We start from the raw sequence: 15,287 nt of genomic DNA, 5'->3' as shown, positions 1-15,287 counted from the left end.
AATCTAATTACTCATTTTTTGATTAAATCGTTAAAATAACTGGGAATTGGCGCTTTGACTTTAATTTCATGATTATCTAAAGCATCCCAAAATTCTAATTGATAACTATGGAGCGCTTGATGATTTAAAAAACTAGTTTCATGACCATATAGCCAATCCCCAATTAAAGGATAACCAATCGTAGCAAAATGAACCCGAATTTGGTGAGTTCTTCCTGTGTGTAATCTAATTTTAACTAATGAATATTTATCGTTTGTTTTATACTTCCAAAATTCAGTATTAGAAAGCTTTCCACCAGTAATTACCATTCGTTGCAAAAAAGAGTTTGGCTTGCGTCCAATTGGTAAAATAATACTAGCATGTTGATAAGGAATGCGTCCAACTAAACCTGCAATGTAACTTTTTTTAATCCGATGATTTTTAAATTCCTTATCTAAAATAGAATGAGCCAAACTATTTTTGGCAAAAATAACAGGTCCACTAGTTCCACGATCCAATCGATTAACCACGTGAATCTTTTGACTTGGGTAATTTTGTTTGAGAAAGTACCCTAGTACTCGATTTACCATCGTATCATTTGGGTAGATATGAGATGGAACGGTAGCAACATTAACTGGTTTATTGATAATCAAGTAGTTATCGTTTTCATATAAAATTTCAATTGGTAAGTTAGAAACATTTAAAATTTCATTTTGTTCTTCTGGTGGCAAAATAATTTCAACCTGATCACCTTGTTCTAACATATAATTCGTATAAACATCCCGATGATTAACCAAAGTTCTTCCACCCTGAAACTTAATGCGCTTTAATAAGGTCCTAGTAACTCCTTTATTCAACAAAAAAGTCCGTAATTTTAGACGACTTTCATTATCGTTAACCCAATTAAAATTAATCATTTAAATTGTCACCAATAAATGAATTATTTACCCGTTCCCAAAATTGAGTATGCCGATATTTAGCAAAATAAATTCGTCGTTTAGAAATTTTATAAGTAATTGATTTAATTGGTCGATCCATCACTAAAAGTTGATCACAAGTTAGTACATTATGTAAAGAAACTTGCGGAACAATAGTAATCGATTCAGTTGGCGGAATAATAATTGGAGAACCAATTGTTCGAAAGACACGATTATTAATTGAAGCCATTTCCGCAATTTGTACCGCATTAAACTTAGGTGAAATGATTGCTCCCCCAACTGATTTATTGTATGCCGTTGATCCAGTCGGCGTAGAGATACAAAGTCCGTCTCCTCTAAAGCTTTCAAATAACTGATTTTTAATGTACACCTTAGCTACCATCGTGCCAAACATTTTTTTGATGGTAGATTCATTTAAAGCCACCATATAATCGGGTTTTCCCTCAACAGAATAATTTACTTCAATATCTAACAACGGATAGCTAACACTTTGACCATTATCATGTTCCAAACTTTCAACTAATTGTTGTACTTCATTATCACGCCAATCAGTATAAAAGCCAAGGTGCCCGGTATGAATCCCAACAAACCGCACCTTTTCCGTCATATCATCATAGTGGTGAAATGCAGATAACAAAGTTCCATCGCCACCAACTGAAATTACAACCTCAGGATTTAATTCATCTAATTCTAAAACTTTTGATTCCTTCACTAACTTTGATAATTCAGAAGCCACTTTGCTCGAACTAGGCTTATCGTTTCCATAAATTGCGATTCTCATTTGTTATTCACCCTCTTTTCGATGCTTTTCTGCATCCTTAATTAATTCTTTTCTAATTGAAGACATCTCTTCATCCAATTTAAAGGCAGTTTCTGAAGCATCCTGAAGCCGCTTGTGCACATTACTTGGAAAAACATCTGGATGTTTATAGTTTAATGAATGTTCAAGCGTTGCCCAAAAATTCATCGCTAAAGTTCTAATTTGAATTTCAACTAAAATATTATGCTGTCCATCTAATAATTCTAAAGGATATTTAAAAACAATGTGATAAGAACGATAGCCACTCTTTTTTTCATTATTAACGTAATCACGTTCTTCCAAAATGTCAATATCATTCCGTTTTCTAAGAATGTCAACAACTGTATAAATATCATCAAGAAACGGACACATAATCCGAAGACCACAAATATCTTCCATATCTTCAGTTAACCGTTCTGCATCAATATTTCGTCGAATCATTTTTTCTTTAATACTATCAACAGCTTTAATTCGACTAGTTACAAATTCAATTGGAGAATGTTCATCCATCAATTGAGACTCTTCACGAATTCCACGTAATTTTATTTTCCATTCTTTTGCGGCTTGATTATAAGGAAATAAAAATAGATTCCAATCTTTAATCATAAACTCACCTCATCTTGGCTAATATTATGAATTAATCATATCACATATAATAATACGTTTTTTCAAAAAAAAGCATGCTAATTCTTTGAAATTATCTGATAATTTGTTAATGTATATTATGCATGAAACTTATAATACTAATGATAAGGAGGAAAAGTTGATGTTTGAAGTTTATTTATTTGTTAACCCTGCCTGCTTGGATTGCTTAATTTCTGAGCAAGAAGTGACAAAAGTTACAGAAGAACTTAATTGTAAGGTCTGTTTAAGATTTGTTCCATTTATTAATCTAAGTTCGATTAACGTAGCTAATCAGCTTAATCTTGACTCCTATCAAATGACAATTGATTATAAGGCAGCCCTTTATCAAGGATGCAAAAAGGGACGTAAGTTTTTACAATTAATTCAAGAATTAACTCTAATCCAAAATGAAGCCTATGATGAATCATTAATTTCATATGCTGCTGACACAGTTAAGTTAGATTTAGAAATGTTTCAAGAAGATCGTCAATCTACGATGGTAAAAGAAAATATTGTTTCTGATCAAAAATTAGTTCAAGAAATGGGTATTACTAATCATGATAGTTTGGTAATGTTTGATTGTAATTCTAGCAAGCACGGCTTGTTAGTCGAAAAAATTAATAATTCCCAACTCAATGATTTATTTAATCAAGTCATCAAACGTAGTTCTTTTGCTGATTTCAAGCCTACACCCAATTTACGAGTATTATAACCGTCATATATACATAAAAACCCCCTGACAATGCAACGTTGTCAGGGGGTTTTAATTATAAACTTAAATTAACTTTTCTAACTCATCCATTCTTTGAGAAAATTTTTCAAAGGCCGCTTCCAAATAATGACCATTCGTCATATCTACACCTGCCCTTTTCATTATGTTAATTGGTGTATCTGAACTACCAGCTTTCAAGTAATTTAAATAGGCATCAATTGAAGCTTGATTGCCTGAACTGATTTTTTCAGCTAAGGTTGAGGCTGCTCCAAAGCCAGTTGCATATTGATAAACATAAAAATCATAATAAAAATGAGGAATTCTTGACCATTCGATTGCAATTTCTGGATCTGAAATAATTTCATTACCATAATATTTTTCATTAATTGCTTTGTATTTTGTACTCATCACATCTGCCGTTAATGATTTTCCTAATTGGCCTTGTTCATGAATCCAATTTTCAAATTCAGCAAATTGGGTTTGACGAAAAATTGTTCCCTTAAAGCCTTCCAAATATTGACTCAAAATATACTTTTTCATTTCTGGATTGTCAGTATGTGCCAACAAATAATCAGTTAAAATATTTTCATTAGTAGTTGAAGCAATTTCTGCTACAAAAATTGAATAGTCGCCATATTGATATGGTTGATTATGACTTGAGTAGTAGCTATGCATACTATGGCCAGTTTCGTGAATTAAGGTATATAAATTATCTAGATTATCTTGCCAATTTAACAAAATATAAGGATTAGTATCGTACATCCCAGATGAATAAGCACCAGTTCGTTTACCTTTATTTTCAACGACATCAATCCAACGATTGTCTAATTCTTCTTTAACATGTTTAACGTAATCAGGTCCCATAATCTGAAGGGCTTGTAACATAATTTTTTTTGATTGACTAAATGTGTATTTAACGTCTGGCTCTTTAGCAAGCGGAACATACATGTCATACATATGCATCTCTGGCAACTGTAAAACCTTTTTCCGCAACGCTACGTAACGATGAAGTAATGGCAAATTTTCGTTTACTGTTTTTATTAACGTAGTAAAAACGCTTTCTGGAATTTCATTTTCGTGCATTGCTTGCTCTCTTGCACTAGTAAAACGATGAACTTGTGCCTGATAATTATTAACAGCAACTTCAGAAGATAAAGTCGTAGCCAAAGTGTGCTTAAATTGGTCAAAAACAGTATAAAACTTCTGAAAAGCTTCTTTTCTGGTATTTTGATTAGTTGATTGGAGTAATAAACTGTATAACCCATTAGATAGGCGAACAACATTGCCTTGATCATCTTTTATTTTTGGAAAAATAAAGTCAGCACTATCCATCATATTGAATATTTTTTCTGGCGCGTTAAAAATATTAGTTGCTCCTGATAATAATTTTTCAGCTTCAACACTTAAAACATGTCCCTCATCTTTCAAAATCATCAAAAATAGACGATCATATTCTTGTAGTACGGGCTGCTCATCCATATATAAATCAATTTTAGTTTTGCCTAATTTAATAATTTCTGGATCAAACCAAGCAGTAGCTTCGCTTAATTTGGTTCCTAATGACTCAACTTGTTCCATCCGGGCTTGTGCTTCATTATTAGAAGTATCAACATCATGATTCAAATGTGCATAAACATAAACTTTTTCATAGCGGCGGTTCAAGTCCAAAACAGCTTGAACAACTTTTAATAAGTCATCTGCACTATTAGCTAATTTCCCTGACAAATTGTTAATTTGTTTAGTAGAATTTTTCACAGTTTCCAACTCAGATTTAAAACTAACATCATCTTTAAAGATTGTGGTTAAATCCCACGTTAAATTTTCTGGAACCTGATTACGATTTGGAATACTTTTAAATGTCATTATTATGCCTCTTTCTCATTTTCTTAATTGCATCAATTTTATCATACGTATCACGATACCAAATAAATTCTTGGAGTAAAAAAATCATTGGTCCTTCAATCTTAACAAAATGACATTTTTCTAAAATCTGTAAGAATAATCGGACTGGGTTGCTAATTTTAAGAAAGGGAAATTCATCATATTTAACTAATTGCTTGAGTTCTTTGATGTGACAATGTTGCTTTTTTTCCAGATACAAGATAATTTTTATTTTCCACTCCAACCAATTCCGATTTAAAATCGGAATCATTGGTTGTGGATAATACACGATTATCGGACATCCAGTTAACAAATGTCGGTTTTCATAACAAATTTTTTGAAGTTGAAGCAGCGTTTTATCTTGCCGTTGTATTTTATTCTCAATCATTTGTGTAAGTGTAATTAAATTGGTTTGCGAATAATTTATAAATTGAAGTTGATTCATAAAATAAACTAAGGATTGATAATTAGAAAATTTTTTCAGTTTCCAAACGAGTTGATGATTAATCTGAACGATGCGGTACTTTAGATAATAACAGTGTTGGACTGAATCTAAAAAAAGCAAATAAAACCCAACATTTTTTTGATAACGTAAAAATCGTAAAACAGAATGTGCATGCAAATTTTGTTTAAAATAATTCATCCCTAAAATCCAAATTGATTTAATCTTTTGAGAATTATATCCACTCACCCGTTCTTGTAAACGTTGATTAGTAATTGAACTACATTGATATTCAAAAGCCAATTTATCGGCTAATAAATCAGAACGTTGCTTAATATCCTCTAAGTAAACTTCTAATTTAATTAGAGGATATTGTCCAATTAAATCATGAAATAATTGCTGTTTTCCTCGTAAATGATTTTGGGTTTCACCTTTACTATTAACACAATTCGATGCTGCAAAATGTGCAAAATGCATGATTATTTTAGGACCATTTTTAAAAATTACTACTTCATGGCAAATTGGACACGTGTAACGCTTTTGTTTATTTGCTGAAGATGCATTAATTAATTTTTGCTGATCAAGTGCCATTAACATTTTTCCACCCTACCAAATGTACGAAAAAAAGACTAATTAAAATTAGTCTTTACGCAAAATGATTTTTAATTGTCGAAATGGCTGAATCTTTAACGATTAGCTTAGCTTGTTTTTTAATTTGATTAGTATGAATATCGCTTAATTCGCCATATTCATATAACAATGCTAACTGATCATCAATTAAACTTAAACGATTTTTTACTTCCTCATAACCCGCACTAATTCCATCTGGTAGCAAACCAGCAGTCAAAATTAAATAATAACTAGTTTGTTTTTTATATAAGTCCGTGGTAACCTTCATTCCTGGATAGTCAAGATTAGTTTGGATTTCATTAACTCCCCCAAGAAGCTTTTCAAAATTAGAAAAATAAATTGGAACCGTTCGAATCATTCTTTTCTCATCAAACTCATCAATTGGACGATTTTTTTCTTTTATCTCAGCAAATTTTTTCTTAGTTTGTTCTGACATAAAATTTACATTGTTTTCTGCTAATTTTGAAACAATGTCATTATCTTTACTAATAATCATTTGAAACCCATCTTTTTCGGGTAAAATTTGAAATGAAACTAAATCATTATTTTGGAAATCATGATTATCATCTACTTCTTCTAAAATAGAATAGAAAAAGGCTTCTACTTTATTTTTGTCATTCATAAGATCTAGTAAATTGGTTTCTCTCTGTTTTAGATCATTTGGCGTAATCCAAACTTTAATGGTATTCTCATTTGATCTTTCATACTTCAATTTAATCCCTCTTAACTTATTTCAATTTGTTCTCCCACCAATGGTAGAATAACTTTCACATTTTTTCCAGCTGCTTGTTCAGTTTGTTGTTTTAGCTTATTTAGTTTGTCAGATTGAGGTAGGTGACTAATCATTAGATTGGAAACTGAGGCAGCTTTTGCAAGTTCACCAACCTGAGTCGATGTCATATGCCAAATTGGACCAGTTTTATCACTGAAAAAGTTTGTATCAGCAATAAGTAAATCTGCATTTTTAGTAAAATCAATTAATTCAGAAAAATAGCGAGAATCAGAGGTGTACACCAATGATTTGCTAGTTGCCATTTCTTTAATTCGAATAGCAAATGCTGGCACTGGGTGCACAGTTCTGATAAATGTTAGTTCAAATGGACCGATTTCTTTTACTTGGTTTACTGTAAAAGCAACTTTTCTAGTTGAATTAGGCCAATCTAGCTTATCAAAGTTTAATTTATCCAATGTGTGCCCATATATTGGTAATACAGGAGTTTTATATCGTTCATTGTGTAGTTGCCAGTAATATTGTAAAACCCCTACATCGGCAATATGATCAGCATGATAATGCGATAAAACAACCGCATTTAATTTTAGTGGATCTAATTGGTCTTCAAGCGACATTAGGACCCCACTTCCGCAATCAAGTAAAAGATTAAAATCATTTGCTTGAATTAAATATCCACTAGTTCCCTTGTTTTGGTAAGGAAACCCACCATAGTAACCTAATACTGTTAATTTCATTAATATTCACCTTCTAATACATATTTCTTTTAACTTAGCCTACTTTATTTTAAACTTAATGTAAATAAAATGAATGGAGTAACAATTATGATTAAACAAATTTCCGTAACTTTTGGGTCTAAAAGTGTTTTAGACAAAATTATAACCAAATATCCTGAACGTGATTTAGCACTATTTTCTCCATCTAACAATGCTACTGGTCTTCAACTAATTGATTATTCAGGTGAACCATCAATTTTTTCCAATCCAATTATCTATGAAGTTATTTCACATACTGGAATTGACAACTGGAATCATTACATAGACTATGTAGAAGTAACACCTGATGCCGAACGTCGTAAAATTCTTAATGCAACTGTAAGTAATTTTATGACCGACATTAATCATCCTACAGGAATGTATAGCGCTTATTACATGACCGCTTCTGATAATTCCGATAAGAAAATTCTCTTAACCCTTTGGAAAGACAAATATTCATTTCTTCAATGGAAAAATGATAAAGCTGATAACTTTATGTCTTTTGATAAATTCAAGGGTAATTTCAGTATAAATTATCATAACTCAGGTTATGAACGAGTAGAAAAATAGTTTTTAAATTATGATGAGTTTACGTGTAATAACGTAAACTTTTTTCATAAACAAAAAAAGATTGTATTCTTATAGAATTCAATCTTTTAATTAAATTAAAAACAATTAACTTTATATAATTCGTACGGTCCGTACGAGACTCGAACTCGTGATCTCCTGCGTGACAGGCAGGCGTCTTAAACCGACTGGACCAACGGACCAAAATTGCGGGGGCTGGATTTGAACCAACGACCTCCGGGTTATGAGCCCGACGAGCTGCCAGACTGCTCTACCCCGCGATAATAAATATATTAAAAATGACCCGCACGGGATTCGAACCCATGTTACTGCCGTGAAAGGGCAGTGTCTTAACCACTTGACCAGCGGGTCATATAAAATAATGACTAACTTAACTAACGGAGAAGGAGAGATTCGAACTCTCGCGCCGCTTACGCGACCTACACCCTTAGCAGGGGCGCCTCTTCAGCCACTTGAGTACTTCTCCAAGAAGTGGGCCTAAGTGGACTCGAACCACCGACCTCACGCTTATCAGGCGTGCGCTCTAAACCAGCTGAGCTATAGGCCCATTAAAGCGGGTGACGAGAATCGAACTCGCGACAATAGCTTGGAAGGCTATGGTTTTACCACTAAACTACACCCGCATAATAATATGCTTTATAAAAAAATGAAACAATGGCGCTGGACAGAATCGAACTGCCGACACACGGAGCTTCAATCCGTTGCTCTACCAACTGAGCTACAGAGCCAAGTTAAGCGGTCCGTACGAGACTCGAACTCGTGATCTCCTGCGTGACAGGCAGGCGTCTTAAACCGACTGGACCAACGGACCAAAATTGCGGGGGCTGGATTTGAACCAACGACCTCCGGGTTATGAGCCCGACGAGCTGCCAGACTGCTCTACCCCGCGATAATTAAAAAAAGGAGGATGAGAGATTCGAACTCTCGCGCGATTTGACTCGCCTGACGGTTTTCAAGACCGTTCCCTTCAGCCAGACTTGGGTAATCCTCCATAACACAAAAACAATTGTATCATGTAAAAAGAAACTTTGCAATAGGTATTAGACCCTTGGTCTAATTTATGGATCTTGTAGGACTCGAACCTACGACCGGACGGTTATGAGCCGTCAGCTCTAAACCAACTGAGCTAAAGATCCATGGACCTAATCGCGGCAGAGGGGATCGAACCCCCGACCTCCCGGGTATGAACCGGACGCTCTAGCCAGCTGAGCTACACCGCGATCTATAGACAACAAACAATAATTATCTAATCGGGAAGACAGGATTCGAACCTGCGACCCCCTGGTCCCAAACCAGGTGCTCTACCAAGCTGAGCCACTTCCCGAAAAAATGCACCTAGCAGGAGTCGAACCTGCAACCTTCTGATTCGTAGTCAGACACTCTATCCAATTGCGCTATAGGTGCATAATAATGCCGAGGACCGGGATCGAACCGGTACGGTCATTACTGACCGCAGGATTTTAAGTCCTGTGCGTCTGCCAATTCCGCCACCCCGGCATAAAGCGGAAGACGGGATTCGAACCCGCGACCTCCAGCATGGCAAGCTGGCGTTCTACCACTGAACTACTTCCGCATAATGCCGACTAGAGGATTCGAACCTCCGACCCCCTGTTTACAAGACAGGTGCTCTGCCAACTGAGCTAAGTCGGCATATACTATGCCTAAAAAATATTTAGTTTTAATGAGCCGTGGCAGGTTCGAACTGCCGACCCTCTGATTAAAAGTCAGATGCTCTACCGGCTGAGCTAACGGCTCAATGGAAGATACAGGGATCGAACCTGTGACCCCCTGCTTGTAAGGCAGGTGCTCTCCCAGCTGAGCTAATCTTCCATTGATTGTGTAGCAACGTCCTATCCTCGCAGGGGGCGATCCCCCAACTACTTTTGGCGTACTGAAGCTTAACTTCTGTGTTCGGCATGGGAACAGGTGTATCCTTCAGGCTATCGTCACTACACTATTTTCTGAGAAAAATTATTCTCTCAAAACTAGACAATATTATTTTCTTCCGATTAACTTCCATTGAATCTTCATTCTACTTGGTTAAGTCCTCGACTGATTAGTATTAGTCCGCTTCACGTATCACTACGCTTCCACTTCTAACCTATCTACCTGATCATCTTTCAGGAGTCTTACTTCCATATAGGAATGGGAAATCTCATCTTGAGGCGAGTTTCACACTTAGATGCTTTCAGCGTTTATCTCATCCATACATAGCTACTCAGCAATGCGCCTGGCGGCGCAACTGATACACCAGCGGTATGTCCATCCCGGTCCTCTCGTACTAGGGACAGCTCCTCTCAAATTTCCTGCGCCCGCGACGGATAGGGACCGAACTGTCTCACGACGTTCTGAACCCAGCTCGCGTACCGCTTTAATGGGCGAACAGCCCAACCCTTGGGACCAACTACAGCCCCAGGATGCGATGAGCCGACATCGAGGTGCCAAACCTCCCCGTCGATGTGAACTCTTGGGGGAGATAAGCCTGTTATCCCCAGGGTAGCTTTTATCCGTTGAGCGATGGCCCTTCCATTTGGTACCACCGGATCACTAAGTCCGACTTTCGTCCCTGCTCGACCTGTATGTCTCGCAGTCAAGCTTGCTTTTGCCTTTACACTTTTGGAATGATTTCCAACCATTCTAAGCAAACCTTTGAGCGCCTCCGTTACTATTTAGGAGGCGACCGCCCCAGTCAAACTGCCAACCAGACACTGTCTCCGCGCACGATCAGTGCGCAGGGTTAGAGTGTTCACATAACAAGGGTAGTATCCCACTGACGCCTCCACCGAGACTAGCGTCCCGGCTTCTATGGCTCCTACCTATCCTGTACAAGTTATGTAAACACCCAATATCAAGCTACAGTAAAGCTCCATGGGGTCTTTCCGTCCTGTCGCGGGTAACCTGCTTCTTCACAGGTATCTTAATTTCACCGAGTCTATCGTTGAGACAGTACTCAAATCGTTACGCCTTTCGTGCGGGTCGGAACTTACCCGACAAGGAATTTCGCTACCTTAGGACCGTTATAGTTACGGCCGCCGTTTACTGGGGCTTCATTTCGGTGCTTCGCCGAAGCTAACACTTCCACTTAACCTTCCAGCACCGGGCAGGCGTCAGCCCATATACTTCATCTTACGATTTTGCATAAACCTGTGTTTTTGATAAACAGTCGTTTGAGTCTTTTCACTGCGGCTGGCCGTGAGGCCAGCACCCCTTCTTCCGAAGTTACGGGGTCATTTTGCCGAGTTCCTTAACGATAGTTCTCTCGCTCACCTGAGGATACTCTCCTCGACTACCTGTGTCGGTTTGCGGTACGGGTAATTAATTACTAACTAGAAGCTTTTCTCGGCAGTGTGACGTCAGATCCTTCTCTACTTAAATTTCGATCCTCATCATCGCTTGTCAACTCGCTTAAAAGCATTTAACTCTTAAACTGACTTACGATTTGAACACACCTTTCCATTCGTGTGCTAATCTTAGCCTACTGCGTCCCTCCATCGTTCAAACATAATTAACTAGTACAGGAATCTCAACCTGTTATCCATCGCCTACGCTTCTCAGCCTCGGCTTAGGTCCCGACTAACCCTGGGTGGACGAGCCTTCCCCAGGAAACCTTAGTCATTCGGTGGATCAGATTCTCACTGATCTTTCGCTACTCATACCGGCATTCTCACTTCTAAGCGCTCCAGCAGTCCTTACGGTCTACCTTCATTGCCCTTAGAACGCTCTCCTATCACGCAACGTAGTTGCGTCCGCAGTCTCGGTAATATGCTTAGCCCCGGTAAATTTTCGGCGCAGAATCACTCGACTAGTGAGCTATTACGCACTCTTTAAATGGTGGCTGCTTCTGAGCCAACATCCTAGTTGTCTATGCAACTCCACTTCCTTTTCCACTTAGCATATATTTAGGGACCTTAACTGGCGGTCTGGGCTGTTCCCCTTTCGACGATGGATCTTATCACTCATCGTCTGACTCCCGGACATAAATCAATGGTATTCGGAGTTTATCTGAACTCAGTAATCCTAGATGGACCCCTTGCTCAAACAGTGGCTCTACCTCCATGATTCTAATTCCGAGGCTAGCCCTAAAGCTATTTCGGAGAGAACCAGCTATCTCCAAGTTCGTTTGGAATTTCACCGCTACCCACACCTCATCCCAGCACTTTTCAACGTACACGGGTTCGGACCTCCGGTGCGTATTACCGCACTTTCATCCTGGACATGGGTAGATCACCTGGTTTCGGGTCTACGGCAACATACTATGGCGCCCTATTAAGACTCGCTTTCGCTACGGCTCCGCTTTTTCGGCTTAACCTTGCATGCAACTGTAACTCGCCGGTTCATTCTACAAGAGGCACGCCATCACCCATTAACGGGCTCTGACTGCTTGTAGGCACATGGTTTCAGGAACTATTTCACTCCCCTTCCGGGGTGCTTTTCACCTTTCCCTCACGGTACTGGTTCACTATCGGTCACTAGGGAGTATTTAGCCTTGGGAGATGGTCCTCCCAGATTCCGACGACGTTTCACGTGTGTCGCCGTACTCAGGATCCTGAACTGAGGGTATTTGATTTCGTTTACGAGACTATCACTCTCTTTGGTGTAGCTTCCCAACTACTTCAACTATCAAATACTTTTGTAACTCAAATGTTCAGTCCTACAACCCCGAACCACAAGGGTTCGGTTTGGGCTATTCCCCGTTCGCTCGCCGCTACTTAGGGAATCGAAATTTCTTTATATTCCTGTGGGTACTTAGATGTTTCAGTTCCCCACGTCTGCCTCTGCATAGCTATGTATTCACTATGCAGTGACCAGTCATAACACTGGTCGAGTTTCCTCATTCGGAAATCTCCGGATCAAAGCTTACGTACAGCTCCCCGAAGCTTATCGCAGTTAGTTGCGTCCTTCATCGGCTCCTAGTACCAAGGCATTCACCATGCGCCCTTATTAACTTAACCTATAATCCGACGGATTATAAATTATTTGAGTTTTAGCGATTAAAACTAATTAAAAAACTCAAAAATAACACAATGGTTATTTCTCGGTTCAATTATATAAAAATATAATTATTACAGAAAATAATATTATCTAGTTTTCAAAGAACAAAAATGACACTAACGTGTCAATGGAGAATAGCGGGATCGAACCGCTGACCCCCTGCTTGCAAAGCAGGTGCTCTCCCAGCTGAGCTAATTCCCCATAATATTCAAAACCGACTTTTCGGTATGGGCCTAAGTGGACTCGAACCACCGACCTCACGCTTATCAGGCGTGCGCTCTAAACCAGCTGAGCTATAGGCCCAAAAAAGCGAATACTATGAATATTTAAATAAGAGAGTAAATACTCTCAAAACTGAGCAAGATTTTGATTAATGTAAGGTTCCGAATTATTCCTTAGAAAGGAGGTGATCCAGCCGCAGGTTCTCCTACGGCTACCTTGTTACGACTTCACCCTAATCATCTGTCCCACCTTAGGCGGCGGACTCCTAAAAGGTTATCCAACCGACTTTGGGTGTTACAAACTCTCATGGTGTGACGGGCGGTGTGTACAAGACCCGGGAACGTATTCACCGTGGCATGCTGATCCACGATTACTAGCGATTCCAACTTCATGCAGTCGAGTTGCAGACTGCAATCCGAACTGAGAACGACTTTAAGAGATTAGCTTGACCTCGCGGTTTCGCAACTCGTTGTATCGTCCATTGTAGCACGTGTGTAGCCCAGGACATAAGGGGCATGATGATTTGACGTCGTCCCCACCTTCCTCCGGTTTATCACCGGCAGTCTCTCTAGAGTGCCCAACTTAATGCTGGCAACTAAAGACAAGGGTTGCGCTCGTTGCGGGACTTAACCCAACATCTCACGACACGAGCTGACGACAACCATGCACCACCTGTCATTCTGTCCCCGAAGGGAACCTCTAATCTCTTAGAGTGGCAGAAGATGTCAAGTCCTGGTAAGGTTCTTCGCGTAGCATCGAATTAAACCACATGCTCCACCGCTTGTGCGGGTCCCCGTCAATTCCTTTGAGTTTCAACCTTGCGGTCGTACTCCCCAGGCGGAATGCTTAATGCGTTAGCTGCGGCACTGAAAGGCGGAAACCTTCCAACACCTAGCATTCATCGTTTACGGCATGGACTACCAGGGTATCTAATCCTGTTTGCTACCCATGCTTTCGAGCCTCAGCGTCAGTTACAGACCAGATAGCCGCCTTCGCCACTGGTGTTCCTTCATATATCTACGCATTTCACCGCTACACATGAAGTTCCACTATCCTTTTCTGCACTCAAGTTTATCAGTTTCCGATGCACTTCTCCGGTTAAGCCGAAGGCTTTCACATCAGACTTAATAAACCGCCTGCGCTCCCTTTACGCCCAATAAATCCGGACAACGTTTGCCACCTACGTATTACCGCGGCTGCTGGCACGTAGTTAGCCGTGACTTTCTGGTTAGATACCGTCACACTGTGAGCAGTTACTCTCACAGCCGTTCTTCTCTAACAACAGAGTTTTACGAGCCGAAACCCTTCTTCACTCACGCGGCGTTGCTCCATCAGACTTTCGTCCATTGTGGAAGATTCCCTACTGCTGCCTCCCGTAGGAGTATGGGCCGTGTCTCAGTCCCATTGTGGCAGATTACCCTCTCAGGTCTGCTACGTATCATTGCCTTGGTGAGCTATTATCTCACCAACTAGCTAATACGCCGCGGGTCCATCCAGAAGCACTAGCACCAAGGCCAGCTTTCAAACAAGAACCATGTGGTTCTTGTTGTTATACGGTATTAGCATCTGTTTCCAGGTGTTATCCCCTTCTTCTGGGCAGGTTACCCACGTGTTACTCACCAGTTCGCCACTCAGTCGGATCCAAAATCAGTTTGGTGCAAGCACCAAACTTCAAATGGGCGACTTCGTTCGACTTGCATGTATTAGGCACGCCGCCAACGTTCGTCCTGAGCCAGGATCAAACTCTCATTTTAGAAATGAGAACTTTACTAGCTCTTATTTATTTGTTTTTGCAAATTGACATTGCATTTGTTTAATTTCTAAACCAAGTTTAAAAATTATCCTTACACTTTATTGTAATCAAAATCTTGTTCAGTTTTCAAAGATCTACTCAAGCAGAAATGAATGATTATCACTCATTTACCGACTTAATCATTATATAATGATTGACTTTTCTTGTCAACAACTTTTTCATTTGTTTGATTTGAAAAAACA

The 15,287-nt window shown here is 39.0% G+C and carries 9 protein-coding genes, 21 tRNA genes and 3 rRNA genes; 2 read left to right on the top strand and 31 right to left on the bottom strand.

What is annotated here, in order from left to right; translation table 11 throughout:
• Positions 1 to 11: 11 nt before the first annotated feature.
• From AC0GLY_RS02040 to AC0GLY_RS02030, 3 genes are read right to left on the bottom strand one after another with little or no spacing between them, the layout of a single operon-like run.
• Entirely contained in the window at positions 12 to 896 is an 885-nt protein-coding gene (locus AC0GLY_RS02040) for an RluA family pseudouridine synthase (RefSeq protein WP_496611880.1), read from the bottom strand.
• Complete coding sequence (locus AC0GLY_RS02035) at positions 889 to 1,698, bottom strand: NAD kinase (RefSeq protein ID WP_496611879.1); 810 nt, start codon at positions 1,696 to 1,698, stop codon at positions 889 to 891. Before AC0GLY_RS02035 ends, AC0GLY_RS02040 begins: the two co-directional genes overlap by 8 nt.
• 3 nt (positions 1,699 to 1,701) lie before the next feature.
• Entirely contained in the window at positions 1,702 to 2,322 is a 621-nt protein-coding gene (locus tag AC0GLY_RS02030) for a GTP pyrophosphokinase (protein ID WP_496611878.1), read from the bottom strand.
• A gap of 160 nt (positions 2,323 to 2,482) precedes the next feature.
• Here AC0GLY_RS02030 and AC0GLY_RS02025 point away from each other — a divergent pair, with 160 nt between their 5' ends.
• Complete coding sequence (locus tag AC0GLY_RS02025; RefSeq protein WP_496611877.1) at positions 2,483 to 3,052, top strand: DsbA family protein; 570 nt, start codon at positions 2,483 to 2,485, stop codon at positions 3,050 to 3,052.
• Between the two features lie 63 nt (positions 3,053 to 3,115).
• On the opposite strand, the gene pepF is transcribed toward AC0GLY_RS02025, so the two are convergent.
• The 4 genes from pepF to AC0GLY_RS02005 are packed head-to-tail and all read right to left on the bottom strand — an operon-like array spanning position 3,116 to position 7,472.
• Positions 3,116 to 4,915: an oligoendopeptidase F gene (gene pepF, locus AC0GLY_RS02020; protein ID WP_496611876.1), complete on the bottom strand. Its 1,800-nt coding sequence runs from the start codon at positions 4,913 to 4,915 to the stop codon at positions 3,116 to 3,118.
• The gene (locus AC0GLY_RS02015; RefSeq protein WP_496611875.1) at positions 4,905 to 5,966 is read right to left on the bottom strand and encodes a competence protein CoiA; all 1,062 of its coding nucleotides are present in this window, start codon (positions 5,964 to 5,966) and stop codon (positions 4,905 to 4,907) included. Before AC0GLY_RS02015 ends, pepF begins: the two co-directional genes overlap by 11 nt.
• Before the next feature lie 55 nt (positions 5,967 to 6,021).
• A complete protein-coding gene (locus tag AC0GLY_RS02010; RefSeq protein WP_496611874.1) occupies positions 6,022 to 6,717 on the bottom strand; it encodes an adaptor protein MecA in 696 nt (231 codons plus the stop codon).
• 11 nt (positions 6,718 to 6,728) lie between these two features.
• On the bottom strand, positions 6,729 to 7,472 hold the full coding sequence (locus AC0GLY_RS02005) for an MBL fold metallo-hydrolase (protein WP_496611873.1): 744 nt from the start codon (positions 7,470 to 7,472) through the stop codon (positions 6,729 to 6,731).
• Between the two features lie 87 nt (positions 7,473 to 7,559).
• Here AC0GLY_RS02005 and AC0GLY_RS02000 point away from each other — a divergent pair, with 87 nt between their 5' ends.
• Positions 7,560 to 8,060 (top strand): hypothetical protein, encoded by a 501-nt coding sequence (locus AC0GLY_RS02000; RefSeq protein WP_496611872.1) that lies wholly within the window; start codon positions 7,560 to 7,562, stop codon positions 8,058 to 8,060.
• Between the two features lie 125 nt (positions 8,061 to 8,185).
• Here the strand turns inward: AC0GLY_RS02000 and AC0GLY_RS01995 are convergent.
• The 24 genes from AC0GLY_RS01995 to AC0GLY_RS01880 form a co-directional block, all read right to left on the bottom strand.
• Positions 8,186 to 8,260: transfer RNA gene (locus AC0GLY_RS01995), tRNA-Asp, on the bottom strand.
• A 4-nt stretch (positions 8,261 to 8,264) separates the two neighbouring features.
• Positions 8,265 to 8,338: transfer RNA gene (locus tag AC0GLY_RS01990), tRNA-Met, on the bottom strand.
• 19 nt (positions 8,339 to 8,357) lie between these two features.
• Positions 8,358 to 8,429: transfer RNA gene (locus AC0GLY_RS01985), tRNA-Glu, on the bottom strand.
• A gap of 27 nt (positions 8,430 to 8,456) precedes the next feature.
• Positions 8,457 to 8,544: transfer RNA gene (locus AC0GLY_RS01980), tRNA-Ser, on the bottom strand.
• 6 nt (positions 8,545 to 8,550) lie between these two features.
• A tRNA-Ile gene (locus AC0GLY_RS01975) sits at positions 8,551 to 8,625 on the bottom strand.
• A gap of 5 nt (positions 8,626 to 8,630) precedes the next feature.
• Positions 8,631 to 8,701: transfer RNA gene (locus tag AC0GLY_RS01970), tRNA-Gly, on the bottom strand.
• Between the two features lie 32 nt (positions 8,702 to 8,733).
• Positions 8,734 to 8,806 (bottom strand) — tRNA-Phe (locus tag AC0GLY_RS01965).
• An 8-nt stretch (positions 8,807 to 8,814) separates the two neighbouring features.
• Positions 8,815 to 8,889, bottom strand: a tRNA-Asp gene (locus AC0GLY_RS01960).
• A gap of 4 nt (positions 8,890 to 8,893) precedes the next feature.
• Positions 8,894 to 8,967 (bottom strand) — tRNA-Met (locus AC0GLY_RS01955).
• Between the two features lie 12 nt (positions 8,968 to 8,979).
• A tRNA-Ser gene (locus tag AC0GLY_RS01950) sits at positions 8,980 to 9,069 on the bottom strand.
• A gap of 70 nt (positions 9,070 to 9,139) precedes the next feature.
• Positions 9,140 to 9,214: transfer RNA gene (locus AC0GLY_RS01945), tRNA-Ile, on the bottom strand.
• 10 nt (positions 9,215 to 9,224) lie between these two features.
• Positions 9,225 to 9,298 (bottom strand) — tRNA-Met (locus tag AC0GLY_RS01940).
• Between the two features lie 30 nt (positions 9,299 to 9,328).
• Positions 9,329 to 9,402: transfer RNA gene (locus tag AC0GLY_RS01935), tRNA-Pro, on the bottom strand.
• 6 nt (positions 9,403 to 9,408) lie between these two features.
• Positions 9,409 to 9,482: transfer RNA gene (locus AC0GLY_RS01930), tRNA-Arg, on the bottom strand.
• Positions 9,483 to 9,489: 7 nt separating this feature from the next.
• Positions 9,490 to 9,575 (bottom strand) — tRNA-Leu (locus AC0GLY_RS01925).
• Positions 9,576 to 9,579: 4 nt separating this feature from the next.
• Positions 9,580 to 9,651: transfer RNA gene (locus tag AC0GLY_RS01920), tRNA-Gly, on the bottom strand.
• A gap of 4 nt (positions 9,652 to 9,655) precedes the next feature.
• A tRNA-Thr gene (locus AC0GLY_RS01915) sits at positions 9,656 to 9,728 on the bottom strand.
• A gap of 32 nt (positions 9,729 to 9,760) precedes the next feature.
• A tRNA-Lys gene (locus AC0GLY_RS01910) sits at positions 9,761 to 9,833 on the bottom strand.
• Between the two features lie 2 nt (positions 9,834 to 9,835).
• A tRNA-Val gene (locus AC0GLY_RS01905) sits at positions 9,836 to 9,908 on the bottom strand.
• A gap of 7 nt (positions 9,909 to 9,915) precedes the next feature.
• Positions 9,916 to 10,032, bottom strand: a 5S ribosomal RNA gene (gene rrf / locus AC0GLY_RS01900).
• Positions 10,033 to 10,114: 82 nt separating this feature from the next.
• Positions 10,115 to 13,030: ribosomal RNA gene (locus tag AC0GLY_RS01895) — 23S ribosomal RNA — on the bottom strand.
• 168 nt (positions 13,031 to 13,198) lie between these two features.
• Positions 13,199 to 13,271: transfer RNA gene (locus AC0GLY_RS01890), tRNA-Ala, on the bottom strand.
• Positions 13,272 to 13,298: 27 nt separating this feature from the next.
• Positions 13,299 to 13,373: transfer RNA gene (locus AC0GLY_RS01885), tRNA-Ile, on the bottom strand.
• Positions 13,374 to 13,469: 96 nt separating this feature from the next.
• A 16S ribosomal RNA gene (locus tag AC0GLY_RS01880) occupies positions 13,470 to 15,046 on the bottom strand.
• The 16S, 23S and 5S rRNA genes sit together here with 21 tRNA genes alongside, the layout of an rRNA operon.
• Between the last annotated feature and the right edge of the window lie 241 nt (positions 15,047 to 15,287).

Source organism: Fructilactobacillus sp. YLN 2507, from assembly GCF_059614085.1.
Note: the sequence above shows the minus strand (reverse complement) of the source record. Positions and strands in the feature narration are given on the sequence as shown.

Excerpts from the sequence above, each read along its gene's own strand:
- AC0GLY_RS02040 (WP_496611880.1), bottom strand. The coding sequence starts at position 896 with ATGATTAATTTTAATTGGGTTAACGATAATGAAAGTCGTCTAAAATTA.
- AC0GLY_RS02035 (WP_496611879.1), bottom strand. The coding sequence starts at position 1,698 with ATGAGAATCGCAATTTATGGAAACGATAAGCCTAGTTCGAGCAAAGTG.
- AC0GLY_RS02030 (WP_496611878.1), bottom strand. The coding sequence starts at position 2,322 with ATGATTAAAGATTGGAATCTATTTTTATTTCCTTATAATCAAGCCGCA.
- AC0GLY_RS02025 (WP_496611877.1), top strand. The coding sequence starts at position 2,483 with ATGTTTGAAGTTTATTTATTTGTTAACCCTGCCTGCTTGGATTGCTTA.
- pepF (WP_496611876.1), bottom strand. The coding sequence starts at position 4,915 with ATGACATTTAAAAGTATTCCAAATCGTAATCAGGTTCCAGAAAATTTA.
- AC0GLY_RS02015 (WP_496611875.1), bottom strand. The coding sequence starts at position 5,966 with ATGGCACTTGATCAGCAAAAATTAATTAATGCATCTTCAGCAAATAAA.
- AC0GLY_RS02005 (WP_496611873.1), bottom strand. The coding sequence starts at position 7,472 with ATGAAATTAACAGTATTAGGTTACTATGGTGGGTTTCCTTACCAAAAC.
- AC0GLY_RS02000 (WP_496611872.1), top strand. The coding sequence starts at position 7,560 with ATGATTAAACAAATTTCCGTAACTTTTGGGTCTAAAAGTGTTTTAGAC.